This window comes from Enterobacter chengduensis (genome assembly GCF_001984825.2).
Lineage (GTDB): Bacteria > Pseudomonadota > Gammaproteobacteria > Enterobacterales > Enterobacteriaceae > Enterobacter > Enterobacter chengduensis.
On the sequence record NZ_CP043318.1, the window covers coordinates 1782194 to 1808796 of the forward strand.

23 protein-coding genes are annotated in these 26603 nt (G+C 55.0%); 18 read left to right on the top strand and 5 right to left on the bottom strand.

Annotation, left to right across the window (positions count from 1 at the left end):
* Position 1 precedes the first annotated feature (1 nt).
* The 4 genes from FY206_RS08750 to FY206_RS08765 all read left to right on the top strand — a co-directional run bounded on the left by FY206_RS08750 (position 2) and on the right by FY206_RS08765 (position 3553).
* Positions 2-619, top strand: coding sequence for a DMSO/selenate family reductase complex B subunit (locus FY206_RS08750; RefSeq protein WP_032639247.1), 618 nt, complete (start codon positions 2-4; stop codon positions 617-619).
* Between the two features lies 1 nt (position 620).
* Entirely contained in the window at positions 621-1484 is an 864-nt protein-coding gene (locus FY206_RS08755) for a dimethyl sulfoxide reductase anchor subunit family protein (protein ID WP_032639249.1), read from the top strand.
* A gap of 275 nt (positions 1485-1759) precedes the next feature.
* Positions 1760-2908 (top strand): MFS transporter, encoded by a 1149-nt coding sequence (locus FY206_RS08760; RefSeq protein WP_045261768.1) that lies wholly within the window; start codon positions 1760-1762, stop codon positions 2906-2908.
* A gap of 123 nt (positions 2909-3031) precedes the next feature.
* Positions 3032-3553: an anti-virulence regulator CigR family protein gene (locus FY206_RS08765; RefSeq protein ID WP_032639253.1), complete on the top strand. Its 522-nt coding sequence runs from the start codon at positions 3032-3034 to the stop codon at positions 3551-3553.
* A 35-nt stretch (positions 3554-3588) separates the two neighbouring features.
* On the opposite strand, the gene pflA is transcribed toward FY206_RS08765, so the two are convergent.
* The 4 genes from pflA to ycaO form a co-directional block, all read right to left on the bottom strand.
* Complete coding sequence (gene pflA / locus FY206_RS08770) at positions 3589-4329, bottom strand: pyruvate formate lyase 1-activating protein (RefSeq protein WP_010429226.1); 741 nt, start codon at positions 4327-4329, stop codon at positions 3589-3591.
* A gap of 203 nt (positions 4330-4532) precedes the next feature.
* The gene (gene pflB, locus FY206_RS08775) at positions 4533-6815 is read right to left on the bottom strand and encodes a formate C-acetyltransferase (protein ID WP_032639255.1); all 2283 of its coding nucleotides are present in this window, start codon (positions 6813-6815) and stop codon (positions 4533-4535) included.
* Positions 6816-6866: 51 nt separating this feature from the next.
* Positions 6867-7724, bottom strand: coding sequence for a formate transporter FocA (gene focA / locus FY206_RS08780; protein ID WP_008499974.1), 858 nt, complete (start codon positions 7722-7724; stop codon positions 6867-6869).
* A gap of 406 nt (positions 7725-8130) precedes the next feature.
* Positions 8131-9891: a 30S ribosomal protein S12 methylthiotransferase accessory factor YcaO gene (gene ycaO, locus FY206_RS08785; RefSeq protein WP_032639257.1), complete on the bottom strand. Its 1761-nt coding sequence runs from the start codon at positions 9889-9891 to the stop codon at positions 8131-8133.
* A 127-nt stretch (positions 9892-10018) separates the two neighbouring features.
* Between ycaO and FY206_RS08790 the strand changes: the two genes are divergently transcribed.
* The 13 genes from FY206_RS08790 (at position 10019) to FY206_RS08850 (ending at position 24942) form a co-directional block, all read left to right on the top strand.
* Positions 10019-10711 (top strand): DUF421 domain-containing protein, encoded by a 693-nt coding sequence (locus tag FY206_RS08790; RefSeq protein ID WP_032639259.1) that lies wholly within the window; start codon positions 10019-10021, stop codon positions 10709-10711.
* 162 nt (positions 10712-10873) lie between these two features.
* Entirely contained in the window at positions 10874-11962 is a 1089-nt protein-coding gene (serC, locus tag FY206_RS08795; protein WP_032639261.1) for a 3-phosphoserine/phosphohydroxythreonine transaminase, read from the top strand.
* A gap of 69 nt (positions 11963-12031) precedes the next feature.
* A complete protein-coding gene (gene aroA / locus FY206_RS08800) occupies positions 12032-13315 on the top strand; it encodes a 3-phosphoshikimate 1-carboxyvinyltransferase (protein ID WP_032639263.1) in 1284 nt (427 codons plus the stop codon).
* Positions 13316-13500: 185 nt separating this feature from the next.
* Positions 13501-14184, top strand: a complete 684-nt coding sequence (cmk, locus tag FY206_RS08805; protein WP_032639265.1) for a (d)CMP kinase — start codon at positions 13501-13503, stop codon at positions 14182-14184.
* A gap of 111 nt (positions 14185-14295) precedes the next feature.
* Positions 14296-15969 (top strand): 30S ribosomal protein S1, encoded by a 1674-nt coding sequence (gene rpsA, locus FY206_RS08810; protein ID WP_008499966.1) that lies wholly within the window; start codon positions 14296-14298, stop codon positions 15967-15969.
* 170 nt (positions 15970-16139) lie between these two features.
* Positions 16140-16427: an integration host factor subunit beta gene (ihfB, locus tag FY206_RS08815; protein WP_008499965.1), complete on the top strand. Its 288-nt coding sequence runs from the start codon at positions 16140-16142 to the stop codon at positions 16425-16427.
* Positions 16428-16641: 214 nt separating this feature from the next.
* Positions 16642-18906: a ComEC family protein gene (locus FY206_RS08820; RefSeq protein ID WP_032639267.1), complete on the top strand. Its 2265-nt coding sequence runs from the start codon at positions 16642-16644 to the stop codon at positions 18904-18906.
* A gap of 36 nt (positions 18907-18942) precedes the next feature.
* A complete protein-coding gene (gene msbA, locus FY206_RS08825) occupies positions 18943-20691 on the top strand; it encodes a lipid A ABC transporter ATP-binding protein/permease MsbA (RefSeq protein WP_032639269.1) in 1749 nt (582 codons plus the stop codon).
* Positions 20688-21665: a tetraacyldisaccharide 4'-kinase gene (gene lpxK, locus FY206_RS08830; RefSeq protein ID WP_032639270.1), complete on the top strand. Its 978-nt coding sequence runs from the start codon at positions 20688-20690 to the stop codon at positions 21663-21665. The genes msbA and lpxK overlap by 4 nt, the downstream gene beginning before the upstream one ends.
* Before the next feature lie 44 nt (positions 21666-21709).
* On the top strand, positions 21710-22939 hold the full coding sequence (locus FY206_RS08835; protein WP_032639273.1) for a winged helix-turn-helix domain-containing protein: 1230 nt from the start codon (positions 21710-21712) through the stop codon (positions 22937-22939).
* A 45-nt stretch (positions 22940-22984) separates the two neighbouring features.
* On the top strand, positions 22985-23167 hold the full coding sequence (gene ycaR / locus FY206_RS08840; protein WP_006174474.1) for a protein YcaR: 183 nt from the start codon (positions 22985-22987) through the stop codon (positions 23165-23167).
* Positions 23164-23910: a 3-deoxy-manno-octulosonate cytidylyltransferase gene (kdsB, locus tag FY206_RS08845; protein WP_045890566.1), complete on the top strand. Its 747-nt coding sequence runs from the start codon at positions 23164-23166 to the stop codon at positions 23908-23910. The genes ycaR and kdsB overlap by 4 nt, the downstream gene beginning before the upstream one ends.
* Positions 23911-24048: 138 nt before the next feature.
* Complete coding sequence (locus FY206_RS08850; RefSeq protein WP_032639279.1) at positions 24049-24942, top strand: YcbJ family phosphotransferase; 894 nt, start codon at positions 24049-24051, stop codon at positions 24940-24942.
* Here the strand turns inward: FY206_RS08850 and elyC are convergent.
* Positions 24919-25698 carry an envelope biogenesis factor ElyC gene (gene elyC / locus FY206_RS08855; RefSeq protein WP_032639281.1) on the bottom strand — a complete coding sequence of 260 codons (780 nt, stop codon included), beginning with the start codon at positions 25696-25698 and terminating at the stop codon, positions 24919-24921. The genes FY206_RS08850 and elyC overlap by 24 nt on opposite strands.
* Before the next feature lie 124 nt (positions 25699-25822).
* On the opposite strand from elyC, the gene cmoM reads away from it, so the two are divergent.
* Complete coding sequence (gene cmoM / locus FY206_RS08860) at positions 25823-26602, top strand: tRNA uridine 5-oxyacetic acid(34) methyltransferase CmoM (RefSeq protein ID WP_077064059.1); 780 nt, start codon at positions 25823-25825, stop codon at positions 26600-26602.
* Position 26603: the final 1 nt, after the last annotated feature.

The following is a 26603-nucleotide window of genomic DNA, read 5'->3' on the forward strand; positions in this document are numbered from 1 at the left end:
GATGACAACCCAGTATGGATTTTTCATTGATTCCAGCCGTTGCACCGGGTGCAAAACCTGCGAGCTGGCCTGTAAAGATTACAAAGATCTCACGCCGGACGTGAGCTTCCGCCGCATCTACGAATACGCCGGGGGCGACTGGCAGGAAGATAACGGCGTCTGGCATCAGAACGTCTTTGCCTATTACCTGTCGATTGCCTGTAACCACTGCGAAGATCCGGCCTGTACCAAGGTCTGCCCGAGCGGGGCGATGCACAAGCGCGAAGACGGTTTTGTGGTGGTGGATGAAGATGTCTGCATTGGCTGCCGCTACTGCCATATGGCCTGCCCGTACGGCGCGCCGCAGTACAACGCTGCTAAAGGCCATATGACCAAGTGCGACGGTTGCCACACCCGCGTGGCGGACGGCAAAAAGCCGATCTGCGTCGAGTCCTGCCCGCTGCGCGCGCTGGACTTTGGTCCCATTGACGAGCTGCGCCAAAAACACGGTCAGCTTGCCGCAGTGGCACCGCTGCCGTCTGCGCACTTCACGAAGCCGAGTATTGTGATTAAACCTAACGCCAACAGCCGTCCTACAGGTGACACCACCGGCTACCTGGCAAACCCGAAGGAGGTGTGAGATGGGAAGTGGATGGCATGAATGGCCGCTGATGATCTTCACGGTCTTTGGTCAGTGCGTGGCGGGCGGCTTCATTGTGCTCGCGCTGGCGCTGTTGAAAGGTCGTCTTAATGCCGAGCAGCAGCAGCGTCTGGTGTTGAGCATGTTTGGCCTGTGGGTGCTGATGGGGATTGGCTTTATCGCCTCTACGCTGCACCTGGGTTCACCGATGCGCGCGTTTAACTCTCTGAACCGCGTGGGGGCATCGTCCCTCAGTAACGAGATTGCCAGCGGGGCAATTTTCTTTGCCGTCGGTGGGCTGGGCTGGCTGCTGGCCGCGTTGAAGAAGCTGCCAGCGGGCCTGCGCAGCCTGTGGCTGATCGTAACCATGCTACTGGGCGTGGTGTTCGTGTGGATGATGGTGCGCGTCTATAACACCATCGATACCGTTCCAACCTGGTACAGCGTCTGGACGCCGATGAGCTTCTTCCTGACGATGTTTATCGGCGGGCCGCTGCTCGGCTACCTGCTGCTGCGCGTGGCGGGCGTAGACGGCTGGGCAATGCGTTTGCTGCCCGCGGTTTCGCTGCTGGCGCTGGTGGTGAGTGCGATAGTCGCCCTGATGCAGGGGGCCGAGCTGGCAACCATTCACAGCTCTATCCAGCAGGCTTCTGCCCTGGTGCCGGACTACGGTTCTCTGATGGCCTGGCGCATCGTGCTGCTGGCCGCGGCATTGGTATTCTGGATCGCGCCTCAGCTTAAAGGCTATCAGCCCGCGCTGCCGCTGCTGTCACTGGCCTTTGTGCTGGTACTGGCGGGTGAACTGATTGGCCGCGGCGTGTTCTACGGGTTGCATATGACCGTGGGTATGGCTGTCGCCAGCTAACGCAGCTTTTGGTTATATCAAGCCGGGCCTCAGTGCCCGGCTTTTTCTTTTTTCGATCATGAAATTTTTCGACTGTCGTTTTGCTTTAATTTTGCCCCTTAATAAATGAAAACAGAGACATAATTAATATCTATAGCAGGCGTGGCATTAGCAGGATAAGTTTTTTAAATCGACAGGGAACATATTGTGCGAGGCGGCTAAATCAGTGGATTGACTTTGTTTTTGCCAGTGGCATGATGCGCACGAAATCTGAACTTCCTCACGGTTTTTAATCCATGACCACCTATACCCGGCCAGTGCTGCTGTTGCTCTGTGGCCTGCTTCTGTTGACCCTGGCGATCGCAGTGTTAAATACGCTCGTCCCGCTGTGGCTCGCCCATGAAAACTTACCGACCTGGCAGGTGGGTATGGTCAGCTCGTCCTTTTTTACCGGGAACCTGCTGGGCACGTTATTAACCGGTAGCCTGATTAAGCGCTTTGGCTTTAACCGCAGCTATTATCTGGCTTCGCTGATTTTTGCTGCAGGATGTGCGGGGCTGGGCCTGATGGTCGGCTTCTGGAGCTGGATGGCATGGCGCTTTATCGCCGGCGTAGGCTGCGCGATGATTTGGGTGGTGGTTGAGAGTGCGCTGATGTGCAGCGGTACCTCCCGCAACCGTGGACGCCTGCTGGCTGCTTATATGATGGTTTACTACGTCGGCACCGTGCTGGGTCAGCTGATGGTCAGCAAGCTGCCTACTGACCTGATGAGCGTTCTGCCGTGGGTGACGGGCATGGTGCTGGCCGCGATCCTGCCGCTGCTCTTCACGCGCATTGTGAACCAGAACAGCGAGCACCAGGAAGCAACCCACGTCTGGCCAATGCTGAGACTTCGTCAGGCGCGTCTGGGCGTGAACGGCTGCATTATCTCAGGTATTGTACTGGGCTCGCTCTATGGCCTGATGCCGCTCTACCTGAATCATCAGGGCGTCAGCGATTCCGGAATTGGCTTCTGGATGGCGGTCATGGTGAGTGCGGGCATTGTCGGGCAGTGGCCGATTGGCCGCCTGGCGGACCGCTTTGGACGTCTGCTGGTGCTTCGCGTTCAGGTTTTCGTGGTGATCATGGGCTGTCTTGCCATGCTCAGCAACGCCGCGATGGCACCTGCGCTGTTCATTCTCGGGGCGGCCGGCTTTACGCTCTATCCGGTAGCGATGGCCTGGGCCTGTGAGAAAGTCGAGCATCATCAGCTGGTGGCAATGAACCAGGCGCTGTTGCTGAGCTATACCATCGGCAGCTTATTAGGGCCGACGTTTACCGCGATGCTGATGCAGAATTATTCCGACAATTTGCTGTTTATCATGATCGCCAGCGTGTCGTTTATTTATCTCTTAATGCTGCTGCGTAAAGCAGGCGAGCATCCAACGCCTGTGGCGCACGCCTGATTAAATAAAAGCCTGTCAATGACAGGCTTTTTTGTCCCCGTCACATATAAGACTTTTACGTATTGTTTGTTTTCCCCGCCCGGCGATACTTCAAATGAGTTCTACCACTAAAAGGCAACAATCATGTCTAAACGTCGTTTCTCCACTACCGCACTTGCCGTAGTGTTGTCTTTTACGTTTGCAGCGGCTCCGGTCATGGCTAATCCTGGAAACGGGAATGGCAATGGCCACGGAAACGGTGGCGGACAAGGTAATGGCGGCAATCATGGTAACGGGAATTCTGGTAACCATGGTAATAAGCAAAATAGCGGTCAGGATAACCCTGGGAAATCAGATAAGAGCTTCAAAAACAGCAAGGATGTCGGCAACGATGTCGACGCTCGCGTGAGCTTCGATCATGCCCGTCACCTGGCACTGAATTACGGCTTAACGGGCTATGAGTCTCTGCCTCCGGGTATTGCGAAAAACCTGGCGCGCGGTAAGCCGTTGCCTCCGGGTATTGCGAAGAAAACCGTACCGGCTTCTATGCTGGATCAGCTTCCTTCCTACCTAGGTTATGAATGGCGCGTGGTGGGTGACGATCTGGTCTTAATTGCGCTGAGTACGGCGATTGTGACTTCCGTTATTAACGGCGTCTTTAAATAGGATATAAAAAGGCCCGGTTCTCACCGGGCCTTTCTTTAATACATGACCTTGTGGCCGTACTGCTCAAGAATACCTTTCACGCGTTCCATCGTCTCTTTTTTCGGCGGCTTCACGCCATCAAGCTTGTACTCTTCACCCATGGCCACCCATTTGTGTTTGCCCAGCTCGTGATAGGGCAGAAGCTCGATTTTCTCGACGTTGCCCATATCGCGGGTAAATTCACCCAGGCGGTGCGCGGAGTCATCATCATCTGACCAGCCGGGCACCACCACGTAGCGGATCCAGGTTTTGATGCCTTTATCGGCAATGTATTTGGCAAACTCCAGCGTGCGGTGGTTTGACACGCCGACCAGGTTTTGGTGGATCTCATCGTTCATCTGTTTGAGATCGAGCATCACCAGATCGGTCACTTCAAGCAGTTCATCAATAACCGGATCGTAGCGGCGCACGAAACCGTTGGTATCGAGGCAGGTGTGAATGCCTTCTTTGCGGCAGGCGCGGAACCAGTCGCGGACAAATTCAGCCTGAAGAATGGCTTCGCCGCCGGATGCGGTCACGCCGCCGCCGGACGCGTTCATAAAGTGGCGGTAGGTCACCACCTCTTTCATCAAGTCTTCAACGGTAACTTCTTTACCGCCGTGCGTATCCCATGTGTCGCGGTTGTGGCAGTACAGGCAGCGCATCAGGCAGCCCTGGAAGAAGGTGATAAAGCGGATACCCGGGCCATCGACGGTGCCACAGGATTCAAAGGAGTGAATGCGACCAATAATTGACATTGCGGTGATATCTCCGAATTTGGCCCATCCGGGGGCCTATGTAGATGCACAGCTCAAAGGCTATGTCGAGTCTGTTTTGGCTGTTATCCATTAAGTATAGATAGCGGACAAAAGAGACTGATAAAGCGAGGGTGTTAAAAAGGCCCCACTTGCGTGGAGCCTTTATTGTACGCCTTTTAACGCGTGATTTCAGTCAATTCCACTTACATGGACTGAGTGAAAGTACGGGTGATAACGTCCTGCTGCTGTTCTTTAGTCAGGGAGTTAAAACGTACTGCGTAGCCAGATACGCGGATAGTCAGCTGAGGATATTTCTCAGGGTGTTCCATCGCGTCGAGCAGCATTTCACGGTTCATCACGTTCACGTTCAGGTGCTGACCACCTTCGATGGACGCTTCGTGGTGGAAGTAACCATCCATCAGACCCGCGAGGTTAGTTTTACGCACTTCGTCGTCTTTACCCAGCGCGTTTGGCACGATAGAGAAGGTGTAAGAGATACCATCTTTCGCGTAAGCAAACGGCAGTTTAGCAACGGAGGTCAGAGAGGCAACAGCACCTTTCTGGTCACGACCGTGCATTGGGTTAGCACCTGGGCCGAATGGCGCGCCAGCGCGACGACCGTCTGGGGTGTTACCGGTTTTCTTACCATACACCACGTTAGAGGTGATGGTCAGAACAGACTGAGTCGGGATAGCGTTACGGTAGGTAGTGAGTTTCTGAATTTTCTTCATGAAACGTTCTACCAGGTCAACCGCCATGTCATCAACGCGAGAGTCGTTGTTACCAAACTGCGGGTATTCGCCTTCGATTTCGAAGTCTACGGCCAGGCCGTCTTCGTCACGAATTGGCTTCACTTTCGCATATTTGATTGCAGACAGGGAGTCAGCCGCAACGGACAGACCTGCGATACCACACGCCATGGTGCGGATAACGTCACGGTCGTGCAGCGCCATCAGAGAGGCTTCGTAGCTGTACTTGTCGTGCATGTAGTGGATAACGTTCAGCGCAGTGACGTACTGTTTCGCCAGCCAGTCCATGAAGTGATCCATACGTTCCATGACTTCGTCATAGTTCAGCACGTCGCCTTTGATTGGCTCAGACTTAGGACCAACCTGCATTTTCAGTTTTTCATCAACGCCGCCGTTGATAGCGTACAGCATGGTTTTCGCCAGGTTTGCACGCGCACCGAAGAACTGCATTTGTTTACCAACAACCATTGGGCTTACGCAGCAAGCGATAGCGTAATCGTCGTTGTTGAAGTCCGGACGCATCAGGTCATCGTTCTCGTACTGCAGAGAAGAGGTGTCGATGGACACTTTAGCGGCGAATTTCTTGAAGTTCAGAGGCAGTTTTTCAGACCACAGAACGGTGATGTTCGGCTCCGGAGAAGGACCCATGGTGTAAAGGGTATTCAGGAAGCGGAAGCTGTTTTTGGTTACCAGAGTACGGCCGTCAACGCCCATACCGCCGATAGATTCAGTTGCCCAGATTGGGTCACCGGAGAACAGCTCATCGTATTCTGGGGTACGCAGGAAGCGAACCATACGCAGTTTCATGACCAGGTGGTCAATCATTTCCTGAGCGTCTTGCTCGGTGATTTTGCCTGCTTTCAGGTCACGTTCGATGTAGGCATCCAGGAAGGTGGATACGCGACCGAAGGACATTGCTGCGCCGTTCTGAGACTTAACAGCGGCCAGGTAGCCGAAGTAGGTCCACTGGATAGCTTCCTGAGCGTTGGTAGCCGGACCAGAGATATCGCAGCCGTATTTCGCCGCCATCTCTTTGATCTGACCCAGCGCACGGTGCTGTTCAGCGATCTCTTCACGCAGACGGATAGTCGCTTCCAGGTTTACGCCGTTTTCCAGATCGGACTGCAGGGAAACAAACTGCGCGTACTTGTCTTTCATCAGGAAGTCGATACCGTACAGCGCAACGCGACGGTAGTCACCGATGATACGGCCACGGCCATACGCATCTGGCAGACCGGTCAGAACACCAGACTTACGGCAGTTCAGAATGTCTTTGGTGTAAACATCGAATACGCCCTGGTTGTGGGTTTTGCGGTATTCGGTGAAGATTTTTTTCAGCATTGGGTCCAGCTCGCGGTTATACGCTTTGCAGGAACCTTCAACCATTTTGATACCACCGAACGGGATGATTGCGCGTTTCAGTGGTGCTTCAGTCTGCAGACCAACGATTTTCTCAAGGGCTTTGTTGATGTAGCCAGCATCGTGAGAAGTGATGGTGGAAGCAACGGAGGTGTCAAAATCAACTGGCGCGTGAGTGCGGTTTTCCAGTTTAACGCCTTCCATTACTCTGTCCCACAGCTTGGTGGTCGCGTCAGTGGCGCCAGCCAGGAAGGATTCGTCACCTTCATACGGGGTATAGTTTTTCTGAATGAAGTCACGGACGTTGACTTCATTCTGCCAGTCACCTTTCGCAAAACCTTCCCAGGCTGTGGCTAACTTTTCATTAAGCTCGGACATGTAACACCTACCTTCTTAAGTGGATTTTTTATTTACTGCCTGAGAAAACCATCAATGATGATCGTCGCCACGCAGGTAAATGACCCAGTATGTCAACCCAACTAACAGACCCCCACCGATAATGTTCCCGATAGTGACAGGGATCAGGTTATCAGTAATGAAATTCATAATAGTCAGGTGAGAGAAACTTTCCGGGGATGAACCAACTGCGGTCCAGAACTCCGGGCTCGCAAAGTCGCGGATAACAATGCCCATTGGGATCATGAACATATTCGCGATACTGTGCTCAAAGCCGCTGGCAACAAACATCGCAACCGGCAGAACCATAATCAAGGCTTTGTCCATCAGGCTACGACCCGAGTAGCTCATCCATACAGCCAGGCAGACCATCAGGTTTGCGAGGATGCCAAGAGCAACGGCTTCGATAAATGTGTGGTGCATTTTGTGGTCGGCGGTTTGCAGGACGTTGAGGCCCCAGCCGCCGTTGGCGGTCATGTACTCGCCAGAAAGCCACATCAACAAAACAAAGAGCAGACAGCCAACCAGGTTACCCACGTAGACGTTAAGCCAGTTACGTGCCAGTTGACCCCAGGTAATTCTTCCGCTGGCCTTTGCCACGACAATCAGCACCGTTGAGGTGAAGAGGTCGGCGCCGCAGATGACGCAGAGAATCAGACCCAGTGAGAAGCAAATGCCGCCAATCAGTTTGGCCATGCCGAAAGGCATTCCGGCAGTACCGGTGGTGGCGGTGATGTAGAAGACGAAAGCGATAGAGATGAACACACCAGCCGTGATCGCCAGATAGAACGTCTTCATCGGGTGTTTCGTTGCTTTATAGACACCCGCTTCTTCGGCCACTTTGGCCATCGCGGCGGGGAGTAAAAGATCAAAAGGGTTGTCAGCTTTCACACTAACTCTCTCTTTATTAAGTCGGCGACGAGATACTAACAAAGCATTATAGAAGAGAAATTGATATAGATCATATCTCGCCTGGCTTATAGGCCCGCAGTGTGTGTGGTTTTACGACAAATGCGGGGTAAGTGTTTGATTATCCGTATAAAAATAAATTTTAAAAGTTATGAAAAGAGTTGAATTTTTTCGCTCGGCCACCTCTGAAACAGTTAATTAATATGGAGTATTTACCATAAAAAGTAACAGTAAAGCCAAGGTAAATATTATTATATTTACCCATGTTTAACTTTATTATTACAATCAACAGTCATTGCCGAAGAAAATAAAAAAAGGGGCAATGAAATTGCCCCGTAATATAGCTCAGACGATTGAATACGCCTACTGCCGGTAATGTTATGTGCGCTTATTTTGACCAGTAAGCGGCTTTTGCTTTCTGCAGCTTCTCATAGGCTTTCAGCAACGACTGATGCGCAGGGAAGGCGTGAAGATCGCTGTCGACAGCCTGCAAACCGTAGAATGGTTCTTCACCGCTCAGCGCCGCGCTGGCGGCTTCAACCGCCTCTGCGCCGTACATACGCACGAAGGCATTAAGATATTGCAGCGGCTCGCGGTCTTCTTCCTGAGAGAGCAGCAGCAGCGTCTGCAGGCAGCGGTAGTAGTTAGTGCGCTCGGCAGAGAAGACGGACTGGTTGAATTCCATCGTCCATTCCGTCCACGCAAGCGCCTGATCCAGATCGCCGCCCGCCAGCGCCAGCATGGCCTTCAGCTCGCCAATGCGCAGGGTATACCAGCCGTTATCTTTTCCGGTTGCCAGACCCAGCAGTTCACGCACGCGGGTGAAGTCATCGTGACCTTCTTCGTCCAGCTGGGCGATCAGGTTCAGATAATCTTCTTTCTCCCACTCGCTGCCCGGCAGGGACAGGAGCGTTTCGCGCAGGTGTGCGCCCATGCTGTTATTCGCCAGCCACAGATCTTCGGCCGGATAGATGTCGGACATGCCCGGAACAATAATGCGGCACGCGTAGACGCCCAGGTGTTCGTAATCGGCAATGTAAACTTCCTGGTCTTCCGCTTCAAAGATGGCCATTAAGGTGGCGAACTCTTCTTCCGTGGTACCCGCAAAGCTCCAGTCCACGAACGGATAGTCCGCGTCCTGCTTGAACATATCCCAGGAGATCAGGCCGCTGGAGTCGATGAAGTGTGTTTCGAGGTTAGTGTGCTCGGCCACTTCTTCGTCATCAAACGTTGGCGGGGTGAAGACGTCGAGATCTTTCAGGCTACGGCCCTGCAGCAGCTCGGTGACGGTACGCTCGAGCGCCACGCCGAAGTCCGGGTGCGCGCCAAAGGAGGCGAAGCAGGTGCCGTTTTCCGGGTTAAACAGCACTACGCAGATAACCGGGTACTTGCCGCCCAGCGAGCCATCGTAGGCAAAGATAGGGAAACCTTCCGCTTCAAGCTTGGCGATGGATTCCACCACGCCCGGGTAGCGCGCCAGCACGTCGGCCGGAATTTCAGGCAGGCTGATAGATTCGGCAATAATGCGGTTTTTAATATGACGCTCGAACACTTCAGACAAGCCCTGAACGCGCGCTTCGTTACGGGTGTTCCCGGCGGACATCCCGTTGGACACGTACAGGTTACCGACGATGTTCATCGGAATATAAACGGTCTGCTCGTCGGATTGACGCGTGAAGGGCAGAGCGCAAATACCACGATCTTCATTACCTGACTGGAGATCGATCAGCATGCTGGCGGTCAGCTCGTTTTCCGGATCGTAAAACGCGCGCAGGCGCGGATCCAGAATGCCATCCGGCAGTTCGTCGTCTTCGGTCAGTGGGAACCATTTTTCGTTCGGATAGTGCACGAACGGGCCGTTCGCGATAGTTTCGCCCAGCCAGAAGTCAGCGAAGAAATAGTTGGTGGACAGACGCTCAAAATACTCACCCAGCGCGGAGGCCAGTGCCGCTTTTTTTGTCGCGCCTTTACCGTTGGTAAAGCACAGGGCACAGTCTTTATCGCGAATATGCACGGACCAGACATGAGGTACCGGATTGAGCCAGGAGGCTTCTTCGATGTTAAAACCCAGGTCGGTCAGTTTCTGCTGGAAGCGAGCGATGGAATCTTCCAGAGCGGCGTCTTTGCCGGGGATAAACGTTTGAGTCATGGCGTTCACTTTTATCGTACGTAAAGCGCGCAATGATACGGGTTTTGCGTGACGGGTGCTATCTTCGGCGAAAATAAATGGCTGGGCTATGCTTAGTGGCAGTAACTGACTGTTAAGGCATAGAAAAATGAAAGCATTTGATCTCCATCGGATGGCGTTTGATAAAGTTCCTCCCGAGTTTTTAGGCGAAGTGGCGCTGCGCAGCCTGTATACCTTCGTGCTTGTGTTCCTGTTTCTTAAAATCACCGGCCGTCGCGGCGTACGGCAGATGTCGCTCTTTGAGGTGTTGATCATCCTGACGCTGGGGTCAGCGGCGGGAGATGTCGCTTTTTATGATGACGTGCCGATGGTGCCGGTGTTTATCGTTTTTGTCTCACTGGCGCTGCTTTACCGTCTCGTCATGTGGCTGATGTCGAAAAGCGAGAAGCTGGAAGATTTGCTTGAAGGGAAGCCGGTCGTGATCGTCGAGGACGGACAGCTGGCCTGGGATAATGTACGAAGCGCCAATATGACGGAGTTTGAGTTCTTTATGGAGCTCCGCCTGAATAGCGTTGAACAGCTCGGGCAGGTGCGTCTTGCGATCATGGAAACCAACGGGCAGATCAGCGTCTATTACTATTCTGACGATGAGGTGAAGCCGGGACTCTGTATCCTGCCGGATATGCTCATCGAACGTTTCAGAACCGTACCGGAATCAGGCGAGTATGCTTGTGTAAGATGCAGCCACGTTGTTGCGATGCAGCCGGGGGATCATCAATTATGTCCCCGCTGTGCAAATCCGGAATGGACGAAGGTTAGCCGGGCCAAACGTATCAACTGACAGCCATTTTGTCGGTTTTGTCTTAGCGAGGCGGCAGATTGTTTTGTGTGATGCGGGGCACATTTTCCCGGTCATAAGTTTTAGACATTGCGGCGCGTGTCACTGAATGATAAAACCGATATCCACAGTTATAACTTATGGCTTTTAGCGTGGTGAGGGGAAATGGCTCAGGTCTTTAATTTCAGTTCAGGTCCGGCAATGTTACCGGCAGACGTGCTCAAACAGGCTCAACAGGAACTTTGTGACTGGAACGGTCTCGGTACGTCGGTGATGGAAATCAGCCACCGGGGTAAAGAGTTTATTCAGGTGGCTGAAGAGGCAGAAAAGGATTTTCGCGATCTGCTGAATATCCCCTCTAACTACAAAGTTTTGTTCTGTCACGGCGGCGGGCGCGGCCAGTTTGCTGGCGTTCCGCTGAATATCCTCGGTGATAAAACAGCGGCTGACTACGTTGACGCGGGTTACTGGGCGGCAAGCGCCGTTAAAGAGGCGCATAAATACTGCACGCCGAACGTCATCGACGCCAAAGTGACCGTTGACGGTCTGCGCGCCGTGAAGCCAATGCGCGAGTGGCAGCTTTCTGATAACGCAGCGTATCTGCACTACTGCCCGAACGAAACCATTGACGGGATCGCCATCGACGAGACGCCGGACTTCGGCAGCGATGTCGTGGTTGCCGCCGACTTCTCCTCCACCATTCTTTCTTCGCCCATTGACGTCAGCCGCTATGGTGTGATCTATGCCGGCGCGCAGAAAAATATCGGCCCGGCCGGTTTGACTATTGTCGTCGTGCGTGAAGACCTGCTGGGTAAAGCGCATACATCCTGCCCGTCCATTCTCGATTACACCGTGCTGAACGATAACGACTCTATGTTCAACACCCCGCCGACGTTTGCGTGGTACCTCTCCGGCCTGGTCTTCAAATGGCTGAAGCAAAACGGCGGCGTGGCGCAGATGGACAAGGTGAATCAGCAGAAAGCCGAGCTGCTGTATGGCGTCATCGACAAAAGCGATTTCTACCGCAACGATGTGGCGAAAGCGAACCGTTCCCGCATGAACGTGCCGTTCCAGCTGGCGGACAGCAACCTGGATAAAGTGTTCCTGGAAGAGTCCTTCGCGGCAGGCCTGCACGCGCTTAAAGGTCACCGTGTTGTTGGCGGCATGCGCGCCTCCATCTATAACGCGATGCCGCTGGAAGGCGTTAAGGCCCTGACGGATTTCATGATCGACTTCGAACGTCGTCACGGTTAATGTGCTGTTTTTCACCCCCGCAGCATCCCTGCGGGGTTTTTATTATGTTGAGTTGAGAGTTTAGTTTTCATGGAATCCCTGACGTTACAACCTATCGCGCGGGTAGATGGCACCATTAATCTGCCTGGTTCAAAAAGTGTCTCGAACCGCGCTCTGCTGCTGGCAGCTCTGGCAAACGGCACCACCGTCCTTACAAACCTGCTGGACAGCGATGACGTGCGCCATATGCTCAATGCGCTGAAAGCGTTGGGCGTTCATTACACTCTCTCCGACGATCGTACCCGCTGTGAAGTGACCGGGAACGGCGGCGCGCTGCGCTCGGGTGAAGAGCTTGAGCTGTTTCTGGGGAATGCGGGTACCGCGATGCGTCCGCTGGCGGCAGCCCTGTGTCTGGGCAGCAACAACATCGTGCTGACCGGCGAGCCGCGCATGAAAGAGCGTCCGATTGGTCACCTGGTGGATGCCCTGCGTCAGGGCGGCGCGCAGATTGCGTATCTGGAGCAGGAAAACTATCCGCCACTGCGTCTGCGCGGGGGCTTTACCGGCGGTCACGTCGAGGTTGACGGCAGCGTCTCCAGCCAGTTCCTCACGGCGCTGCTGATGACCGCGCCGCTGGCGCCGCAGGACACGGTTATCACGATTAAAGGCGAGCTGGTCTCCAAACCGTACATTGATATCACGCTGCACCTGATGAAAACCTTCGGCGTTGAGGTGGAAAACCAGTCTTATCAGCGATTTATTGTGCGCGGGGCGCAGCGGTACCAGTCTCCGGGCAACTACCTTGTTGAAGGAGATGCCTCATCCGCGTCCTACTTCCTGGCCGCGGGGGCAATAAAAGGCGGCACGGTTAAAGTGACCGGTATTGGCCGTAACAGCGTGCAGGGCGACATTCGTTTTGCTGATGTGCTGGAAAAAATGGGCGCTAAAGTCACCTGGGGTGATGACTTTATCTCCTGTACCCACGGCGAGCTGAACGCCATCGACATGGACATGAACCATATCCCGGATGCGGCGATGACCATTGCCACGGCGGCGCTGTTTGCCAAAGGCACCACCACGCTGCGCAACATCTACAACTGGCGCGTCAAAGAGACGGACCGCCTGTTCGCGATGGCGACCGAACTGCGCAAAGTCGGTGCCGAGGTAGAGGAGGGCGAAGACTACATTCGCGTGACCCCTCCAGCAAAACTGCAGTTTGCGGAAATTGGCACCTACAACGATCACCGAATGGCGATGTGCTTCTCGCTGGTGGCGTTGTCCGACACGCCTGTAACGATTCTTGACCCGAAATGTACCGCGAAAACCTTCCCGGACTACTTCGAACAGCTGGCACGCATTAGCACGCCGGCCTGATAACGTATTGCCGCATCGCCCGATGCGGCATTTGCTTACGCTTCATTACGCACATCTCCGCTCATTTCTTCTACACTCTGCTTCAATCATTCCGTAATTTGCACGCAAAGGTAACAGTTGCGCACGTTGGCGCGTATAATGCGCGGCGTTCATGTAAACGGTATGCCTTATTTAAGGAGAAAAAGATGACGGCAGTTGCCCCGGTAATCACCATTGATGGGCCGAGTGGCGCAGGGAAAGGGACTCTGTGCAAAGCGATGGCGGAAGCATTGCAATGGCATCTTTTAGATTCGGGAGCAATCTATCGCGTGCTGGCGCTGGCCGCGCTGCATCATCATGTGGACGTGGCCTCTGAAGACGCGCTGGTTCCGCTGGCTGCGCATCTGGATGTGCGTTTCGTGTCGACCAATGGCAACCTGGAAGTCATCCTTGAAGGGGAAGACGTGAGTGGCGAAATTCGCACTCAGGAAGTGGCCAATGCGGCCTCTCAGGTGGCGGCCTTCCCGCGCGTACGTGAGGCGCTGCTGCGTCGTCAGCGCGCGTTCCGTGAAGCCCCGGGTTTGATTGCGGACGGACGCGATATGGGAACCGTGGTATTCCCTGATGCACCTGTGAAAATTTTCCTCGACGCCTCTTCGGAAGAACGTGCTCAACGCCGCATGCTTCAGTTGCAGGAAAAGGGGTTTAGTGTTAACTTTGATCGCCTTTTATCCGAGATAAAAGAGCGCGATGACCGCGATCGTAACCGCGCCGTCGCCCCACTTGTTCCCGCAGAAGATGCATTAGTTCTGGATTCAACCAGTTTAACTATTGAGCAAGTGATTGAAAAAGCGCTACAATATGCGCGCCAAAAACTGGCACTCGCGTAAACGCGACCGATTTAGCAGTACCCCCGCTGCAATGGATTGACGGCGGGTATGTGAAACAACCCCATCCGGCACGGAGCCAGGTGGACGTTAATATTAACCTGAAGATTAAACATGACTGAATCTTTTGCTCAACTGTTTGAAGAATCCTTAAAAGAAATCGAAACCCGCCCGGGTTCCATCGTTCGCGGTGTTGTTGTTGCTATCGACAAAGACGTAGTACTGGTTGACGCCGGTCTGAAATCTGAGTCCGCCATTCCGGCAGAGCAGTTCAAAAACGCCCAGGGCGAGCTGGAAATCCAGGTTGGTGACGAAGTTGACGTTGCGCTGGACGCAGTAGAAGACGGCTTCGGTGAAACCCTGCTTTCTCGTGAGAAAGCGAAACGTCACGAAGCATGGATCACCCTGGAAAAAGCTTACGAAGAAGCTGAAACTGTGGTCGGTGTTATCAACGGCAAAGTTAAAGGTGGCTTCACTGTTGAGCTGAATGGTATTCGTGCGTTCCTGCCAGGTTCACTGGTAGACGTTCGTCCAGTCCGTGACACTCTGCACCTGGAAGGCAAAGAGCTTGAGTTCAAAGTAATCAAGCTGGACCAGAAGCGTAACAACGTTGTTGTTTCCCGTCGTGCCGTTATCGAATCCGAAAACAGCGCAGAACGCGATCAGCTGCTGGAAAACCTGCAGGAAGGCATGGAAGTCAAAGGTATCGTTAAGAACCTCACTGACTACGGCGCATTCGTTGACCTGGGCGGCGTTGATGGCCTGCTGCACATCACCGACATGGCGTGGAAACGCGTTAAGCACCCAAGCGAAATCGTGAACGTGGGCGACGAAATCACTGTTAAAGTGCTGAAGTTCGACCGCGAGCGTACTCGTGTATCCCTCGGCCTGAAACAGCTGGGCGAAGATCCATGGGTAGCTATCGCTAAGCGTTACCCAGAAGGTACTAAACTGACTGGTCGCGTAACCAACCTGACTGACTACGGCTGCTTCGTTGAAATCGAAGAAGGCGTTGAAGGTCTGGTGCACGTTTCCGAAATGGACTGGACCAACAAAAACATCCACCCATCCAAAGTTGTTAACGTTGGTGATGTAGTGGAAGTGATGGTTCTGGATATCGACGAAGAACGTCGTCGTATCTCCCTGGGCCTGAAACAGTGCAAAAACAACCCATGGCAGCAGTTCGCGGAAACCCACAACAAGGGCGACCGTGTTGAAGGTAAAATCAAGTCTATCACTGACTTCGGTATCTTCATCGGCCTGGACGGCGGCATCGATGGCCTGGTTCACCTGTCTGACATCTCCTGGAACGTTGCAGGCGAAGAAGCAGTTCGTGAATACAAAAAAGGCGACGAAATCGCTGCAGTTGTTCTGCAGGTTGACGCAGAGCGTGAGCGTATCTCCCTGGGCGTTAAACAGCTCGCAGAAGATCCGTTCAACAACTGGGTTGCACTGAACAAGAAAGGCGCAATCGTAAACGGTAAAGTGACTGCAGTTGACGCTAAAGGCGCAACCGTAGAACTGGCTGACGGCGTTGAAGGTTACCTGCGCGCTTCTGAAGCTTCACGTGACCGCGTTGAAGATGCGACTCTGGTTCTGAACGTAGGCGACGATGTTGAAGCTAAGTTCACCGGCGTTGACCGTAAGAACCGTGCAATCAGCCTGTCTGTTCGTGCTAAAGACGAAGCTGATGAGAAAGATGCTATCGCAACTGTTAACAAACAGGAAGATGCAAACTTCTCTAACAACGCAATGGCTGAAGCTTTCAAAGCAGCTAAAGGCGAGTAATATCAGGTTCTCAGCATCATTTGCGCGGTAATGCATTTACAGCGTGAAGGATGAGGAGCAAACTTGACAGATTGCAGGATTCGTCCTGTAATCAATAACAAAGGGCGGCTACGGCCGCCCTTGTTTAATGAGCTGTTCAGCTAATTGGTTTGAAAGGAACCGGAGGAATCATGACCAAGTCAGAATTGATTGAAAGACTTGCCAGTCAGCAACCGCATATCCCTGCCAAGGCAGTGGAAGATGCCGTAAAAGAGATGCTGGAGCATATGGCTTCCACTCTTGCCCAGGGCGAGCGCATTGAAATCCGCGGTTTCGGTAGTTTTTCTCTGCACTATCGTGCTCCACGTACCGGGCGTAACCCGAAAACGGGTGATAAAGTCGAGCTGGAAGGTAAGTACGTTCCACACTTTAAACCGGGTAAAGAACTGCGCGATCGCGCCAATATTTACGGCAACTGAGTTTAGCCAATCGGTTAAACTGGGTTCGAAAGAAAGCACCTGCGGGTGCTTTTTTTGTGCCTGTTACTTTCATTCTGAAGATGCCCCGCATTTTTCGTTTCATTTTCTGCAAACCGATAAACACATCACAGCGCGCGCCGTAAAACACAATCTTCTCACCTGACAACCCGCTCTGCCTGCTTACATACTGCCTGCCTGAAACAGGGAGGTAGCAATGGGAATTCCCGCGCTGAGTGTCTGCGCCATTCTGGCGATAGCCCCGTTACTTTGGTTACCGGAACTGCCATCACGTCATGCCGTGTGGATAATGATTGTTGGCGGGATCGTGCTGGCCGCACGGCGAAACATGCGACTGAAGTATGTCGGTATCACGCTGTTATTTTGCGTGTGGGGCGTTCTGGCCGCGCAGGAAAGCGTCTGGCCGATGCGGCATCTCATCACCGGCGCCGTGCATGCTGAGGTAGCGATCGCTGCGACCGATGGCGCCACTCTGCATCAGGCGCGTATTCTTAGCGTCGATGGCAAGCGCTGGTGGGCATCTACCGGCGTCACGCTGTATGGCAATTATCTCCCACAGAAAGCGTGTGCCGGTCAACGCTGGAACATGACGCTCAGACTCCGGCCTGCCCACGGCGAACTGAACGACGGGGGTTATGATGCTCAGCGCAGCGCTTTTGCTCAGCATCAAACGCTGAGCGGGCGCTTCACCCGTGCTGAACTCGTCGACGGGCGCTGCAGTCTGCGCGCGCAATATCTCGCGTCATTGCAAACCCGCCTGTCTGCCTACCGTTGGGGGGCGGTTATCCTCGGGCTGGGAATGGGGGAACGTCTGGATGTGCCTCAGGATATAAAAGTCCTGATGCGTGAAACCGGGACGCTGCATTTGATGGCGATTTCGGGTCTGCATATCGCGCTGGCGGCCTCCCTTGTTTGGTTACTCGCGCGTGGGTTCCAGTTTTTCTTGCCCAGCCATCGTGTTCACTGGCAAATGCCTCTCCTGGCCGGGCTGTGCTTTGCCGCCTTCTACGCCTGGCTTACCGGTCTGCAACCTCCAGCGCTCCGAACGGTTATCGGGCTTGCAGTGCTTGCAACGTTGCGGCTCGCTGCCCGTCAATGGTCGCCCTGGCAGGTATGGGTTTGCTGTATCGCGGCGATCCTGATAAGCGATCCCCTGGCCGTACTCTCGCAGAGTCTGATCTTGTCTGCCTTTGCCGTCGCCGCGCTGATTTTCTGGTTTCAGTGGCTGCCGCTTCCTGACTGGCACCGGGCACGACGTATACGACCTCTGCTGAACCTGATTTATCTGCAGGTCGGCATGTTGCTGCTGCTCATGCCGTTACAGGTCCTGATTTTCCATGGCTTCAGCCTCTCTTCCCTGGTGGCGAATCTCTTTGCCGTTCCCCTGGTGACGTTTGTCTCCGTGCCGCTGATCCTGCTCGGTATGCTGCTCCATCTGCTACCGCTGGCGACGCTGGAGAGCATCATCTGGTTTGCCGCCGATCGATCGCTTGCGGGACTCTTCTGGTTACTGATGCGACTGCCCGATGGCTGGCAGAATGTCGATCAACGCTGGCAATACATGGCGTTGCTGCCGTGGATGAGCATCATTGCCTGGCGTTTTCGTGCCTGGAAAACCCTTCCAGCCGTTTGCCTTGCAGGCAGCGTCTTGCTGACATTTCCTCTCTGGCGCACGGCAAAAAGCGAGAGCTGGACTCTGCATATGCTGGATGTAGGACAGGGGCTGGCTATGGTCATTGAACGTCAGGGGAAAGCCATTCTCTATGATACCGGTCTTGCCTGGCCCGGCGGGGATAGCGCACAGCGGCTCATTATCCCGTGGCTTCGCTGGCATCATCTTCGCCCGGAAGGGGTGATACTCAGTCATGAGCATCTCGACCACGCGGGAGGCCTCGCATCGTTGCAAAAAGCATGGCCTGAGGTATGGGTAAGAAGCCCATTGCGCCTGACGGGGCATCGCCCCTGCTTTCGCGGGCAGAGATGGAAATGGCAGGGACTTACCTTCACCGTCCATTGGCCCCCTGAAAATTACCCGGCCCAGGGAAATAACCACTCCTGCGTGGTTAAAATTGATGACGGGGAGCAGAGTGTTCTGCTAACAGGGGACATTGAAGCGCAAGCGGAACAGGCTATGCTTAGCCATTACTGGCGTTATCTGACGTCCACGCTCATCCAGGTTCCCCATCACGGCAGCAATACCTCGTCTTCATTGCCGTTGGTACAGCGGGTGGAAGGTCAGATTGCCCTGGATTCAGCGGCCCGGTTTAACGCGTGGCGATTCCCGTCGGCAAAAGTTGTCCGACGCTATCGAAAAGAGGGATATATCTGGCACGATACCCCTCACTCTGGACAAATATCGGTGACATTCTCGCAACATCACTGGCAAATCCGGCGCTTGCGAGAGCAAATTTTATCCGTTTGGTACCATCAGTGGTTTGGCGCGCCCGTCGATAACGGGTAGAATATGCGGCTATTTCAACGAATGCTGGTTTTTTGAATGCATAACGACAAAGATCTCTCCACGTGGCAAACCTTCCGCCGACTCTGGCCGATGATTGCACCTTTTAAAGCAGGCTTGATCGTGGCGGGCGTAGCGTTAATCCTCAACGCAGCCAGCGATACTTTTATGTTATCGCTCCTCAAACCGTTACTGGATGACGGTTTTGGTAAAACGGATCGCTCAGTGCTGCTATGGATGCCGCTGGTGGTTATCGGGCTGATGATCTTACGCGGCATCACCAGCTATATTTCCAGCTACTGTATTTCCTGGGTATCCGGGAAAGTGGTGATGACCATGCGCCGTCGGCTGTTCAGCCACATGATGGGCATGCCGGTCTCATTCTTTGACAAGCAGTCTACCGGGACGCTGCTCTCCCGTATTACCTACGACTCCGAGCAGGTTGCCTCCTCGTCCTCAAGCGCGCTGATCACCGTTGTGCGTGAAGGTGCGTCAATCATCGGCCTGTTTGCGATGATGTTCTATTACAGCTGGCAGCTGTCGATCATCCTTATTGTTCTGGCACCGATCGTTTCTATTGCCATCCGTGTCGTCTCAAAGCGCTTCCGCAATATCAGTAAGAATATGCAGAACACGATGGGGCAGGTGACGACCAGCGCGGAACAGATGCTGAAAGGGCACAAGGAAGTGTTGATCTTCGGCGGCCAGGACGTCGAAACCAAACGCTTTGATAAAGTCAGCAACAAGATGCGTCTGCAGGGGATGAAAATGGTCTCGGCCTCGTCCATCTCTGACCCGATTATTCAGCTGATTGCGTCCCTGGCGCTGGCCTTCGTTCTCTATGCGGCAAGCTTCCCAAGCGTGATGGAGACCCTGACGGCGGGGACCATCACCGTGGTCTTCTCCTCGATGATCGCCCTGATGCGTCCGCTGAAATCCCTGACGAACGTGAACGCGCAGTTCCAGCGCGGGATGGCCGCCTGCCAGACCCTGTTCAGCATTCTGGATTCTGAGCAGGAAAAAGACGAAGGCAAACGCGTCATTGAGCGCGCGAACGGCGACGTTGAGTTCCGCAACGTGACCTTTACCTATCCTGGTCGCGAAACCCCCGCGCTGCGCAATATCAACCTGTCTATTCCGGCGGGGAAAACCGTTGCGCTGGTGGGCCGTTCCGGCTCAGGTAAGTCGACCATTGCCAGCCTGATCACCCGTTTCTACGATATTAACGAAGGTGAGATCCTGTTAGACGGTCACGATCTGCGGGAGTATACCCTGCAGTCGCTGCGTAACCAGGTGGCGCTGGTCTCCCAGAACGTGCACCTGTTCAACGATACGGTGGCAAACAACATTGCCTATGCGCGCACGGATGAGTACAGCCGCGAGCAGATTGAGAACGCGGCGCGTATGGCCTATGCAATGGACTTTATCAGCAAGATGGATAACGGTCTGGACACCATTATCGGTGAGAACGGGGTACTGCTCTCCGGTGGTCAGCGTCAGCGTATTGCCATAGCGCGCGCGCTGCTGCGCGACAGCCCGATTTTGATTCTGGACGAAGCGACCTCGGCGCTGGATACGGAATCTGAACGCGCCATTCAGTCTGCGCTGGATGAGCTGCAAAAGAACCGTACCTCGCTGGTAATTGCGCACCGCCTGTCGACTATCGAGCAGGCCGATGAAATCGTCGTGGTTGAGGATGGCATCATTGTTGAGCGCGGCAGCCATGCAGATCTGCTGGAACACCGCGGGGTTTATGCCCAGCTTCATAAGATGCAGTTCGGCCAATGATTGCACGCATCTGGTCCGGTGAATCCCCGCTGTGGCTGCTGCTTTTGCCGCTCTCCTGGCTCTACGGCCTGGTGAGCGGCATTATCCGCCTGCTTTACCGTCTGGGGATCAAGCGTGCCTGGCGCGCGCCGGTACCGGTTGTGGTTGTTGGTAATCTTACGGCGGGTGGCAACGGTAAAACGCCGGTCGTCATCTGGCTGGTGGAGCAGTTGCAAAAACGCGGTATTCGCCCCGGGGTGGTATCGCGCGGATATGGCGGTAAAGCGGCGCATTACCCGCTGCTGCTGACGGCGGAAACCACGACCGCCGAAGCGGGTGATGAACCGGTCCTGATTTTCCAGCGTACGAGTGCGCCAGTTGCTGTCTCCCCGGTGCGCAGTGATGCCGTGCAGGCGCTGCTTGCCGAACACGCGGTACAAATCATTATCACTGACGATGGCCTGCAGCATTACGCCCTGGCGCGTGATAAAGAGATTGTCGTCATCGACGGCGTTCGCCGCTTCGGTAACGGCTGGTGGCTGCCGGCTGGCCCCATGCGCGAACGCGCTTCGCGTCTTAAGTCCGTTGATGCGGTGATTGTGAACGGCAGTGAGGCAAGCGCGGGTGAAATCCCGATGCACCTGCGGCCGGGTCTGGCGATCAACCTGGTGACGGGCGAACGCCGGTCGGTTGCAGAGCTGCCTTCACGGGTGGCGATGGCGGGGATTGGTCATCCACCGCGCTTTTTCGCGACGCTGGAACAGTGTGGTGCCCGGCCAGAAAAATGCGTTCCGCTGGCCGACCACCAGGCGCTGATGGAAGAGCAGGTAGACGCTCTGACCCTACCCGGGCAGTCGCTGATCATGACCGAAAAAGATGCGGTGAAATGCCGCGCCTTTGCGAAAGATAACTGGTGGTATCTGCCGGTTGACGCTGAACTCAGCGGCGAGCAGCCGGAACACTTGCTCAAGGAACTGATTGCGTTGGTGCGCTAAAGGCTTACGCGGTTCTGGTGGCGCTTTGACTGACAGGAAAACGCATGTCTTTACCGCAACTCTCGCTAACAGCTGCACGTAATCTTCACCTTGCCGCGCAGGGGCTGCTCAAAAAGCCCCGCCGCCGCGCGCAGCCTGCCGATATTCTCTCCACCGTCCAGCGCATGTCGCTGCTTCAAATCGACACCATTAACATTGTGGCGCGCAGCCCTTACCTGGTGCTGTTCAGCCGTCTCGGGAATTATTCTTCGCAGTGGCTGGACGAGGCGCTCAGCAAGGGGGAATTGATGGAGTACTGGGCGCACGAAGCCTGTTTCCTGCCCCGCAGCGATTTTGCCCTGGTGCGTCACCGCATGCTTGCCCCGGAAAAGATGGGCTGGAAATACCGGCAGGGGTGGATGCTGGAACATGCGGCAGAAATTGAGCAGCTTATCGCGCATATTCAGGCTAACGGTCCCGTCCGCTCCGCCGATTTTGAACACCCGCGCAAAGGCACCAGCGGCTGGTGGGAGTGGAAGCCACATAAGCGTCATCTCGAAGGGCTGTTCACCTCAGGAAAGGTCATGGTGATTGAGCGGCGTAATTTTCAGCGCGTCTACGACCTGACGCATCGCGTGATGCCGCACTGGGACGACGCGCGTGACCTGCTTACCCAGGAGGCGGCCGAGGCCATCATGCTGGAGAACAGCGCCCGCAGCCTGGGGATTTTCCGCCCACAGTGGCTGGCTGATTATTATCGCCTTCGCCAGCCCGCGCTGAAACCGCTGCTGGAGATATGGCAACGTGAACAGCGCGTCATTCCCGTCACGGTAGAAACGCTGGGTGAAATGTGGCTGCATGCGGATCTCCTCCCGCTACTGCCTCTGGCTCTGGAGGGTAAACTTCAGGCGACCCACAGCGCGGTGTTGTCGCCTTTCGACCCGGTCGTCTGGGATAGAAAACGCGCCGAGCAGCTCTTTGATTTTAGCTACCGGCTGGAATGTTACACCCCGGCACCGAAGCGCCAGTATGGCTACTTTGTTTTACCTCTGCTGCATAAGGGGCAGCTGGTCGGGCGCATGGATGCCAAAATGCACCGCAAGACCGGCACGCTTGAAGTCATTGCGCTCTATCTGGAAGAGGGCGTCAGGGTGACGGCGGGCCTGGAAAAAGGGTTCACGACCGCCATTAGCGAATTCGCGCGCTGGCAGGGTGCTCGCGATGTAACGCTGGGTCGGGTGCCCGACGGACTGTTTACATCCTGTCGAAGTGGCTGGGAAACAGGCACGCCCTGAAAAGGGAATGTGTTAAGCTTTAGCGATTACCCATACGGAGGAACTATGGATCACCGTTTACTTGAAATTATTGCCTGCCCGGTATGCAACGGCAAACTCTACTACAGCCAGGACAAACAGGAGCTGATTTGCAAGCTGGACAGCCTCGCTTTCCCGCTGCGTGACGGCATTCCTGTACTGCTGGAAAATGAAGCGCGTTCCCTGGTGGCAGAAGAGAGCAAACCATGAGTTTTGTTGTCATTATTCCTGCGCGTTATGCCTCAACGCGCCTGCCGGGTAAACCGCTGGTGGATATCAACGGCAAGCCGATGATTGTGCACGTCCTTGAGCGTGCGCGTGAATCCGGTGCCGATCGCGTGATTGTCGCGACCGATCATCCTGACGTCGCCCGTGCGGTTGAGGCGGCAGGCGGTGAGGTATGCATGACCCGCGCCGATCACCAGTCCGGCACCGAGCGTCTGGCGGAAGTGGTTGAGAAATGTGGCTTCAGCGATGATACGGTCATCGTAAACGTGCAGGGTGACGAGCCGATGATCCCGGCGGTGATTATCCGTCAGGTAGCAGAAAACCTGGCTCAGCGTCAGGTCGGAATGGCGACGCTCGCGGTGCCCATTCACCACGCGGAAGAGGCATTCAACCCGAATGCGGTGAAGGTGGTCATGGATGCCGAAGGCTACGCGCTCTATTTCTCCCGCGCCACGATCCCGTGGGATCGCGATCGCTTTGCGCGCTCTAAAGAGACCATCGGTGATACCTTCCTGCGTCATATTGGTATCTACGGCTATCGGGCCGGTTTTATCCGTCGGTATGTGACCTGGGCGCCGAGTCCGCTTGAGCATATCGAAATGCTGGAGCAGCTTCGCGTGCTCTGGTATGGCGAAAAAATTCACGTTGCCGTTGCCAGCGAAGTCCCTGGAACGGGTGTTGATACGCCGGAAGATCTTGAGCGCGTCCGCGCCGAGCTGCGCTAATACCGCCTGCATCCCTCCTGTCGGAGGGATGTTCTCTGTCTCCTTCTCCTTTCTTTTCCCGAATTGATCGCTTCCGGGTGACATCTTCCTTCAGGACGCTCATTATAAAAGCAGTAGTCTTAATGGGGGTAATCTCATATGGAACAGTTGCGTGCCGAACTTAGCCATCTGCTGGGTGAGAAATTAAGCCGGGTCGAATGCGTGAGTGAAAAGGCCGATACCGCGCTTTGGTCGTTATATGACAGTCAGGGCAACCCGATGCCGCTGATGGCCAGAAGCTTCACCTCACCTGACGTTGCCAGGCAGCTAGCGTGGAAAATGTCGATGCTGGCGAGGGAGGGGACCGTCCGGATGCCGACGGTGTACGGCGTGATGACCCACGAGGAACACCCCGGTCCGGACGTGCTGCTGATTGAGCGCTTACGCGGCGTGCCCGTTGAAGCGCCCGCGCGCACGCCGGAACGCTGGGAGCAGCTGAAAGATCAGATTGTCGAGGCCCTGCTGGCCTGGCACCGTCAGGATAGCCGTGGGCTTGTCGGTCCGGTCGACAGCACCCAGGAAAACCTGTGGCCGCTGTGGTATCGCCAGCGGGTTGAGGTCCTGTGGGGAACGCTAAACCAGTTCAACAATACCGGTTTGACCATGCAGGACAAACGCATTCTGTTTCGCACCCGCGAGTGCTTGCCGGCGCTGTTCGAGGGTTTTAATGACAACTGCGTGCTGATCCACGGTAATTTCACCCTGCGCAGCATGCTCAAAGACTCCCGCAGCGATCAGCTTCTGGCAATGCTAGGGCCGGGCATCATGCTTTGGGCTCCGCGCGAATATGAGCTGTTCAGGCTCAGCGACAGCGGGGCGGCGGAGGGGCTGCTGTGGCATTACCTTCAACGCGCCCCCGTTGCAGAAGCGTTTCTCTGGCGGCGCTGGCTTTACCTGCTCTGGGACGAAGTCGCGCAGCTGGTGAACACCGGACGTTTTAATCGCGCAAACTTCGACCTGGCAGCAAAATCACTCCTGCCCTGGCTCGCCTGACGAGCCTTTGAGCCACTGCCAGAGGCGTCCGAGCGTCTCGTAGCCGACGCGATCGCTATGCATCAGCCACGCCGGGGAGGGGATCGCCCGCTCCCACGGGTTAAGCGGCGCGTCGATGGCCATCTGGTTTGCCGGTGCGGGGAGCGGGTGCAGGCCCTGCTTTTCAAAGAAAATCATCGCGCGCGGCAGGTGCGAGGCGGAGGTGACCAGCAAGAATGGAACATCGCCAATCGCCTGCTTCACTGCGGCCGCCTCTTCTTCGGTATCTTTTGGGCTGTCCAGCGTGATGATTGAGGAACGCGGAACCCCGAGGGATTCCGCGACCCTGGCGCCCGCTTCAGCCGTACTCACCGGGTTCGTTTTGGCCGCCGCGCCGGTGAAGATCATTTTTGATCCCGGGTTCGCCAGCCACAGGCGAATCCCTTCGTTTAGCCGCGGCAGGCTGTTGTTGATCAGGTTCGAACTGGGGGCCCAGTCAGGGTCCCAGGTATATCCGCCGCCCAGCACCACGATGTATGCCACTTTCTGATTTCCCTGCCATGTCGGGTACTTATTTTCGATGGGGCGTAACAGGCCATCCGCGACCGGTTGCAGGCTCAACAGCAGCAGCATAAGCCAGCCGAGCGTGATAAGCGTTTTGCCACCTCTCTGAAAGCGGCTGAACCACACCAGCACCAGCCCCAGCGCGATGATGATGAGCAGCAGCGGAAGGGGAAGCATCATCCCTCCAATGTATTTCTTAAGGGTAAAAAGCATCCTTTTTGGTTCCTTTTTTGACCATATAGCAGGTGATTACCCGTGATATTACACCAGAGAGGTTCATTCTCCGCGCGGGTGTGACAAAATAGCGGTTTTGCAGTTAGCGAGTGGAACTCTCCCAATGCGGGATCGCAATTTTGATGACATCGCGGAAAAGTTTTCGCGCAACATTTATGGCACTACGAAAGGGCAGCTTCGTCAGACGATCCTCTGGCAGGATCTGGACACCATTCTGGCCACCTTTGGCGGCCAGACGTTGCGCGTGCTGGATGCCGGTGGCGGTGAAGGGCAGACGGCGATAAAAATGGCCGAGCGCGGTCATCACGTCACGCTTTGCGATCTTTCGGCTGAAATGGTTGCCCGCGCGACGCGTGCTGCAGAAGAGAAAGGTGTGAGCGACAACATGCATTTTATACAATGCGCCGCTCAGGACATCGCCCAGCATTTGGAAACCCAGGTTGATCTGATATTGTTTCATGCGGTGCTGGAGTGGGTTGCCGATCCGCAAAGCGTGTTACAAACCCTGTGGTCGATGCTTCGCCCGGGCGGCACGCTGTCGCTGATGTTCTACAATGCTAACGGTTTCCTGATGCACAACATGGTTGCGGGAAACTTCGACTATGTTCAGGTCGGGATGCCCAAAAAGAAAAAGCGCACGCTTTCCCCGGACTATCCGCGCGATCCGCAGCAGGTTTACGGCTGGCTGGAAGCAATTGGCTGGCAGATTGTCGGGAAAACGGGCGTCAGGGTGTTTCATGATTATCTGCGTGAAAAACACAAACAGCGTGACTGTTTTGACACCTTAACAGAATTAGAAACGCGGTATTGCCGTCAGGAGCCTTTTATCCGCCTTGGCCGCTATATTCACGTCACCGCGCACAAGCCGCAGATGCAAGGATAAC

Bases quoted from the DNA above. Each gene is read 5' to 3' on its own strand.
- FY206_RS08750 (WP_032639247.1), top strand. From the start codon at position 2: ATGACAACCCAGTATGGATTTTTCATTGATTCCAGCCGTTGCACCGGG.
- FY206_RS08755 (WP_032639249.1), top strand. From the start codon at position 621: ATGGGAAGTGGATGGCATGAATGGCCGCTGATGATCTTCACGGTCTTT.
- FY206_RS08760 (WP_045261768.1), top strand. From the start codon at position 1,760: ATGACCACCTATACCCGGCCAGTGCTGCTGTTGCTCTGTGGCCTGCTT.
- FY206_RS08765 (WP_032639253.1), top strand. From the start codon at position 3,032: ATGTCTAAACGTCGTTTCTCCACTACCGCACTTGCCGTAGTGTTGTCT.
- pflA (WP_010429226.1), bottom strand. From the start codon at position 4,329: ATGTCAATTATTGGTCGCATTCACTCCTTTGAATCCTGTGGCACCGTC.
- pflB (WP_032639255.1), bottom strand. From the start codon at position 6,815: ATGTCCGAGCTTAATGAAAAGTTAGCCACAGCCTGGGAAGGTTTTGCG.
- ycaO (WP_032639257.1), bottom strand. From the start codon at position 9,891: ATGACTCAAACGTTTATCCCCGGCAAAGACGCCGCTCTGGAAGATTCC.
- FY206_RS08790 (WP_032639259.1), top strand. From the start codon at position 10,019: ATGAAAGCATTTGATCTCCATCGGATGGCGTTTGATAAAGTTCCTCCC.
- serC (WP_032639261.1), top strand. From the start codon at position 10,874: ATGGCTCAGGTCTTTAATTTCAGTTCAGGTCCGGCAATGTTACCGGCA.
- aroA (WP_032639263.1), top strand. From the start codon at position 12,032: ATGGAATCCCTGACGTTACAACCTATCGCGCGGGTAGATGGCACCATT.
- cmk (WP_032639265.1), top strand. From the start codon at position 13,501: ATGACGGCAGTTGCCCCGGTAATCACCATTGATGGGCCGAGTGGCGCA.
- rpsA (WP_008499966.1), top strand. From the start codon at position 14,296: ATGACTGAATCTTTTGCTCAACTGTTTGAAGAATCCTTAAAAGAAATC.
- ihfB (WP_008499965.1), top strand. From the start codon at position 16,140: ATGACCAAGTCAGAATTGATTGAAAGACTTGCCAGTCAGCAACCGCAT.
- FY206_RS08820 (WP_032639267.1), top strand. From the start codon at position 16,642: ATGGGAATTCCCGCGCTGAGTGTCTGCGCCATTCTGGCGATAGCCCCG.
- msbA (WP_032639269.1), top strand. From the start codon at position 18,943: ATGCATAACGACAAAGATCTCTCCACGTGGCAAACCTTCCGCCGACTC.
- lpxK (WP_032639270.1), top strand. From the start codon at position 20,688: ATGATTGCACGCATCTGGTCCGGTGAATCCCCGCTGTGGCTGCTGCTT.
- FY206_RS08835 (WP_032639273.1), top strand. From the start codon at position 21,710: ATGTCTTTACCGCAACTCTCGCTAACAGCTGCACGTAATCTTCACCTT.
- ycaR (WP_006174474.1), top strand. From the start codon at position 22,985: ATGGATCACCGTTTACTTGAAATTATTGCCTGCCCGGTATGCAACGGC.
- kdsB (WP_045890566.1), top strand. From the start codon at position 23,164: ATGAGTTTTGTTGTCATTATTCCTGCGCGTTATGCCTCAACGCGCCTG.
- FY206_RS08850 (WP_032639279.1), top strand. From the start codon at position 24,049: ATGGAACAGTTGCGTGCCGAACTTAGCCATCTGCTGGGTGAGAAATTA.
- elyC (WP_032639281.1), bottom strand. From the start codon at position 25,698: ATGCTTTTTACCCTTAAGAAATACATTGGAGGGATGATGCTTCCCCTT.
- cmoM (WP_077064059.1), top strand. From the start codon at position 25,823: ATGCGGGATCGCAATTTTGATGACATCGCGGAAAAGTTTTCGCGCAAC.